Origin of the sequence: Pontibacillus litoralis JSM 072002, from assembly GCF_000775615.1 — a bacterium.
In the GTDB taxonomy this organism is placed as follows: domain Bacteria; phylum Bacillota; class Bacilli; order Bacillales; family BH030062; genus Pontibacillus; species Pontibacillus litoralis.
The window spans coordinates 1-385 of sequence record NZ_AVPG01000083.1 but is presented as its reverse complement, the minus strand read 5'-3'; the positions used below and the strand labels follow the sequence as shown (position 1 = coordinate 385).

The following is a 385-nucleotide window of genomic DNA, read 5'->3' as shown; positions in this document are numbered from 1 at the left end:
TTGGATATGAAATCCTACTTCGATACAGTAAATCATGACAAACTCATGTACTTTGTGGAAAAGCAGATAGACGATAAGCGTGTACTTCACTTGATAAGGCAATACTTACTGAGTGGAATTATGGTAGAAGGTATCTTCGAAAAATCAGAAGAAGGAACGCCGCAGGGCGGGAACCTGTCACCATTACTCAGTAATATCTACTTAAATGAATTAGACCAACTGTTGGAGAAGCGTGGTCATCGCTTTGTGCGATACGCAGATGACTGTAATATTTATGTGAAAAGTAGAAGAGCTGGCTATCGGGTGATGAACAATATGACCAAATTCCTTGAAGGGAATTTGAGTCTTATCGTCAACCGAGAGAAAAGTGCGGTTGGAAGTCCCT

At 40.8% G+C, this 385-nt stretch carries 1 protein-coding gene; it reads left to right on the top strand.

What is annotated here, in order from left to right:
- Positions 1-385: reverse transcriptase domain-containing protein (locus N784_RS15815; protein ID WP_269745346.1), on the top strand; the 385-nt coding region annotated here is incomplete at both ends.